This window comes from Bradyrhizobium sp. (assembly GCF_030697065.1).
Classification (GTDB): Bacteria; Pseudomonadota; Alphaproteobacteria; order Rhizobiales; family Xanthobacteraceae; genus Bradyrhizobium.
The window spans coordinates 1-5,440 of sequence record NZ_JAUYQU010000037.1; the positions used below are offsets into that span (position 1 = coordinate 1).

Here is a 5,440-nt window from a genome sequence, read left to right on the forward strand (position 1 = left end):
CGAGACCACTTCGGTGCGGATGTGGGCGGAACGGGCGGACACCGCGACTCAGTTGGGCGCCGGCGCAGCACAGCTCAGCCATGCATTGACAAAAGCAGAGCTGCAGACCGGCGTTATCGTGATCGGCGACGGCCGCCGCGCTGAATGCGCTGCTGGAGGGATTGACGCAGACCGGCAGCCCGCCGCCGGCCATGGCCTCCCCGAAAGAGCTGCGCAACGGCGGCGATGTCGCGCACCAGATCAACACGCCGCCGCCGTTTCGCGGCGCGCATCCCTCGGCGCAGCCGGTCGCCCTGCCGTCACTGCCGGCGGATGCACCGTCCGCGACCATCGCGCGTCAGCTGCTCGGCGATACCGAGTCTGCGATCGCGCGCCAGACCTTGCTGCAGGTGGCGTCATTGCCCGACCGCATCGATACGTCGGTGCCACGGACCGATCCGGCGACGCCGCGATGGCATTTCGAAATCCCGTTCGCGACGCCGCAGGGAACCGCGATGGCGGAGTTCGAGATTTCACGCGACGGCGGCGGCGACGAGGTCGAAGCCGCCAGGCGCGTCTGGCAGGCGCGCTTCTCGCTCGACGTCGAGCCGGCCGGTCCGGTGCATGCGCTGGTCTCCCTGGTAGGCGAGACCACTTCGGTGCGGATGTGGGCGGAACGGCCGGAAACCGCGACTCAGTTGCGCGCCGGCGCAGCACAGCTCAGCCAGGCATTGACAAAAGCCGAGCTGCAGCCCGGCGATATCGTGATCGGCGACGGCCGGCCGCCGCAACCTGCGCCCGCACCCGCCGGGCATTTCCTGGATCGCGCGCTATGAGGGTGGATTCCAGGAGCCGGCTTGCTGTCGCGCTGCACTACGACAAGACCGGCGCGCCGCGCGTCACCGCCAAGGGCAAGGGATCGATCGGCGCCAAGATCATCGAAGTCGCCAGGGAAAACAATATCCCGATCGAGGAAAACGAGGTGCTGGCCGGCGCGCTCGCCAATGTCGAGATCGGCGACGAAATTCCGACCGAACTCTACAAGGCCGTCGCCGAAGTGCTGGCCTTCGTGCTCGGGCTGTCGCGGCGGGTGCGGTAGCCCATCGCACCCACACCGTCATGGCCGGGCTTGACCCGGCCATCCACGTCTTTCTGACCTCAACAAACGAAGTCGTGGATGCCCGGGTCAAGCCCGGGCATGACGAGCCTCATATCCTGTCCCGGCCCTCCGCCCGATTGTCATTGTTTTACCACGATACCGGATGCATCGTCGGCTGCCGTCAACCACATCGGATGCTCCCGTGATCCATCGCCGTCATGCGCTCGGCCTTCTCGCCGCCAGTCTCCTGCCGTCGCACAGCTTTGCCAATGTCTCACCCCAGCGCAGCGAGTTCCGCGAGGATCTGGCCAGGCGGTTTACCGCCGAGGGAACGGTCGGCACTTTCGTCGGCTACAAGGTCGACGACTATCTGATCGTCGCCAGCGACAAGAACCGTTCCGGCGAGGCGATGCTGCCGGCCTCGACCTTCAAGATTCCGAATTCGCTGATCGCGCTGGAGACCGGCGTGGTCGCGGATACCGACAAAGAGGTGTTCAAGTGGGACGGGGTGAAGCGAAGCATCGAGCCCTGGAACAGCGACCATACATTGCGCACCGCCTTCGCCGCCTCCGCGGTGCCGGTCTATCAGGATATCGCCCGGCGCATCGGCGCCGAGCGGATGCAGAAGTATCTCGACCTGTTCGAATACGGCAACCGCGATATCGGCGGCGGCATCGACCAGTTCTGGCTGACCGGGGATCTGCGCATCGATCCCGTGCAGCAGATCGATTTCGTCGACCGTCTCAGGCGCGGCGTGCTGCCGGTGTCGAAGCGCAGCCAGGACCTGGTGCGCGACATTCTCGTCGTGACGAATGTCGGCGACGCCGTCATCCGCGCCAAGAGCGGGTTACTGGGCGCCGAGGCCGGAAAACCGTCGCTGGGCTGGATGGTGGGCTGGGCCGAGAAGGGATCGGCGCAAACGGTGTTCGCCCTCAACATGGATTGTCTGGAGCCACGCCACATCGCCGCCCGCATGACCCTGACGCAGCGCTGCCTCGGCGATATCGGCGCGATCTGATAGGCTGAGGCGCCGACGCCGAATGCAAACCGGTCCGCACGGAGAAATCATGAACCCGACCCCAGCCAGGCCGCCGCGCTTTCCGCAACTGACCATGGACCAGCTCGACGCCACGCAAAAACCGCTGGGCGAGCAGATCGTGAAGGTCTCGAGCATCGGCATCGGCGGTCCCTATAATTCGATGCTGCGCAGCCCGGTGCTGGGCCAGCGTCTGTTCGATCTGTTTCATTATCTGCGCTGGGAGACGTCCGTCCCGCTCAGGCTCAACGAGTTCGCGATCCTGATTATCGCGCGCCAGTGGCGCTCGCAGGTCGAATGGTTCGCGCATGCGCCGATTGCGGCGAAGGCGGGCCTGTCGGCCGGGATTATCGCCGAGCTGAAAACCGGCGCGCGGCCGTCCGACATGGCCGAGGACGAGGCCGCCGTGTATGATTTCGTCACCGAACTCACCACCGCGCGAAAAGTGTCCGACGAGACCTACGCGAAGGCGAAACGGGTTTTCAGCGATCAGCAGATCGTGGATCTGACGGCGGTGGCGGGAAACTACATCATGGTGGCGATGCTGCTGGCGATGTCCGAGGCGTCGGTGCCGCCGGGCAAGGAGCCGCCGTTCGGCGATGGCGAGGGGTAGGGGGGCGGCGCGCTGCGCCGAACTGGTCTGACCGATCGCCCGGGAAAGCCGGAATCCGGGCACCGGCACCCACTGCAGGGGCTCTGCCCAAAAATCAGCAAAACAACCCCATGCACAGATAGAGGGCCGGTCATGGCCGCTCCGGCGGCCGCCGGGGCCATGCGCGCCGCGTGACGGTATCCAGGCCCTGAAGGGCGTTTCCCGCGCCTGAAAGGCCGTGCTAGAACGCCGTGAAATCCTTTGAAATCTCTCAAAAATCTCTTGGCAATTGCGGGCGGAAGCACATGAAGGACATCCTGGACACCCTCGAGGAACGGCGCGCCGGCGCCAAGCTTGGCGGCGGGGAAAAGCGCATCGAGGCGCAGCACGCCCGCGGCAAGCTGACCGCGCGCGAGCGCATCGAGCTGCTGCTCGACAAGGGCTCGTTCGAGGAATTCGACATGTTCGTCGAGCACCGCTCGGTCGAATTCGGCATGGAGAAGACCAAGGTGCCGGGCGACGGCGTCGTCACCGGCTGGGGCACCGTCAACGGTCGCAAGACCTTCGTCTTCGCCAAGGATTTTACCGTGTTCGGGGGATCGCTGTCCGAAACCCACGCGCAAAAGATCGTCAAGATCCAGGACATGGCGATGAAGGCGAGGGCGCCGATCATCGGGCTCTACGACGCCGGCGGCGCGCGGATCCAGGAAGGCGTCGCGGCGCTGGCCGGTTATTCCTACGTGTTCCGCCGCAACGTCATTGCCTCGGGCGTGATCCCGCAGATTTCCGTCATCATGGGCCCCTGCGCCGGCGGCGATGTCTATTCGCCCGCCATGACCGACTTCATCTTCATGGTGAAGAACACCAGCTACATGTTCGTCACCGGTCCCGACGTGGTGAAGACCGTCACCAACGAGGTGGTGACGGCGGAAGAACTCGGCGGCGCCTCCGTGCATGCGACGCGCTCCTCGATCGCCGACGGCGCCTTCGAGAATGACGTCGAGACGCTCTTGCAGATGCGCCGGCTGATCGACTTCCTCCCCAGCAACAACACCGACGGCGTGCCGGAATGGCCGAGTTTCGACGACATCGAACGGGTGGACATGTCGCTGGATACGCTGATCCCCGACAATCCGAACAAGCCCTACGACATGAAGGAGCTGATCCTGAAGGTGGTCGACGAGGGCGACTTCTTCGAGATCTCCGAGACGTTTGCCAAGAACATCGTCACCGGCTTCGGCCGCATCGCGGGCCGCACCGTCGGTTTCGTCGCCAACCAGCCGATGGTACTGGCGGGCGTGCTCGACTCTGACGCCTCGCGCAAGGCGGCGCGGTTCGTCCGGTTCTGCGACGCCTTCAACATCCCGATCGTCACCTTCGTCGACGTCCCCGGCTTTCTGCCCGGCACGGCGCAGGAATATGGCGGTCTGATCAAGCACGGCGCCAAGCTGCTGTTCGCGTTCTCGCAGGCCACGGTGCCGCTGGTCACCGTGATCACCCGAAAGGCCTATGGCGGCGCGTTCGACGTGATGGCGTCCAAGGAAATCGGCGCCGACATGAACTATGCCTGGCCGACCGCGCAGATCGCGGTGATGGGCGCCAAGGGCGCGGTGGAAATCATCTTCCGCAGCGACATCGGCGACGCCGACAAGATCGCCGCGCGCACCAGGGAGTACGAAGACCGCTTCCTTTCCCCCTTCATCGCCGCCGAACGCGGCTACATCGACGACGTCATCATGCCGCATTCGACCCGGCGGCGGATCGCCCGGGCGCTGGCGATGCTGAAGGACAAGCAGGTGGAAATGCCGGCTAAGAAGCACGACAATCTGCCGTTGTGACTTTTTGGTAGCGGTCATTCCGGGGCGCGCGTAGCGTGAACCCGGAATATCGTGATCACAATCTCTGGATTCCGGGTTCATCGCTGCGCGATGCCCCGGAATGACGGAAAGAAAAATATTCGAGAGGAACCCATGCCCAACGCCTATTTCATCGTCCGCGCCACCGTCACCGATCCCGCCAAGCGCGCGGCGTTCGACGAATGGTACCAAAAGGAACATCTCCCCGACGCGACCAAAGCGTTCGGCATCACGAAGGCGCGGCGGTTCTGGAGCGCCAGCGATCCGTCGCTGCATCTGGCGATGTATGAATTTCCGGACCTGGCGGCGGTGGAGCGCGGCACCGGCGCCGACACGATGAAGCCGCTTGTGGCCGAATTCGACCGCTGCTGGCCCGGCGTCACCCGTACCCGCGAGGTGCTGGTGCTGGCGGAGGAGTTCGGGGGGTAAAGGGTCCCGGATCGAGTGCCGTTGCTCGGCAAGTTGTCACCTCGGAACACGCGTGGGCCGAAGTGGAGCAGTCGTAGGGTGGGCAAAGCGAAGCGTGCCCACCGTGATGCCGCGACGGACGATGGTGGGCACGGCGCAAGGGCGCCTTTGCCCACCCTACGGCTCTGACGCCGCTACTTCATCCCCATGCAGTTGGCGTAAAACGTCGTGGTCGCCGGCCAGTCCGAGAACATGCCGCGGATGCCGACCTGCTGCGCCAGCACGTCGAGCACGGTGAGGGTGTCGCCGTCGCGGTCGATCGCGGCCTTGATCGATTTGTGATAGAAGCCTCCGCCGCGGTTGAGCGGGCCGTCGCGCTCCAGCGACCATCCGATCAAATCGAGGCCCGCGGCCTTCGCCGCCCTGGCGTATTCCGACGGCACGATCTCGTTCCTGCCGTTCAGCGCCAG

At 65.0% G+C, this 5,440-nt stretch carries 5 protein-coding genes and 2 pseudogenes; 6 read left to right on the forward strand and 1 reads right to left on the reverse strand.

All coding sequences use genetic code 11. The annotated features are described in order from the left end of the window. Positions 1 to 245 precede the first annotated feature (245 nt). The 6 genes and pseudogenes from Q8R73_RS02800 to Q8R73_RS02825 all read left to right on the forward strand — a co-directional run. Positions 246 to 815 (forward strand): annotated as a pseudogene (locus tag Q8R73_RS02800) (flagellar hook-length control protein FliK); the annotation flags it as partial. Beyond that, positions 812 to 1,078, forward strand: a complete 267-nt coding sequence (locus tag Q8R73_RS02805; RefSeq protein ID WP_305718034.1) for an EscU/YscU/HrcU family type III secretion system export apparatus switch protein — start codon at positions 812 to 814, stop codon at positions 1,076 to 1,078. The pseudogene Q8R73_RS02800 and the gene Q8R73_RS02805, both read left to right, overlap by 4 nt. 202 nt (positions 1,079 to 1,280) lie before the next feature. Next, positions 1,281 to 2,096, forward strand: a complete 816-nt coding sequence (gene blaOXA, locus Q8R73_RS02810; RefSeq protein WP_305718035.1) for a class D beta-lactamase — start codon at positions 1,281 to 1,283, stop codon at positions 2,094 to 2,096. 49 nt (positions 2,097 to 2,145) lie between these two features. After that, positions 2,146 to 2,727 carry a carboxymuconolactone decarboxylase family protein gene (locus Q8R73_RS02815; RefSeq protein WP_305718036.1) on the forward strand — a complete coding sequence of 194 codons (582 nt, stop codon included), beginning with the start codon at positions 2,146 to 2,148 and terminating at the stop codon, positions 2,725 to 2,727. A gap of 284 nt (positions 2,728 to 3,011) precedes the next feature. Next, positions 3,012 to 4,544, forward strand: a complete 1,533-nt coding sequence (locus Q8R73_RS02820; protein ID WP_305718037.1) for an acyl-CoA carboxylase subunit beta — start codon at positions 3,012 to 3,014, stop codon at positions 4,542 to 4,544. 132 nt (positions 4,545 to 4,676) lie between these two features. After that, positions 4,677 to 4,991: a hypothetical protein gene (locus Q8R73_RS02825; protein ID WP_305718038.1), complete on the forward strand. Its 315-nt coding sequence runs from the start codon at positions 4,677 to 4,679 to the stop codon at positions 4,989 to 4,991. Between the two features lie 173 nt (positions 4,992 to 5,164). Here Q8R73_RS02825 and Q8R73_RS02830 read toward each other — a convergent pair. Beyond that, positions 5,165 to 5,440 (reverse strand): annotated as a pseudogene (locus Q8R73_RS02830) (glycerophosphodiester phosphodiesterase); the annotation flags it as partial.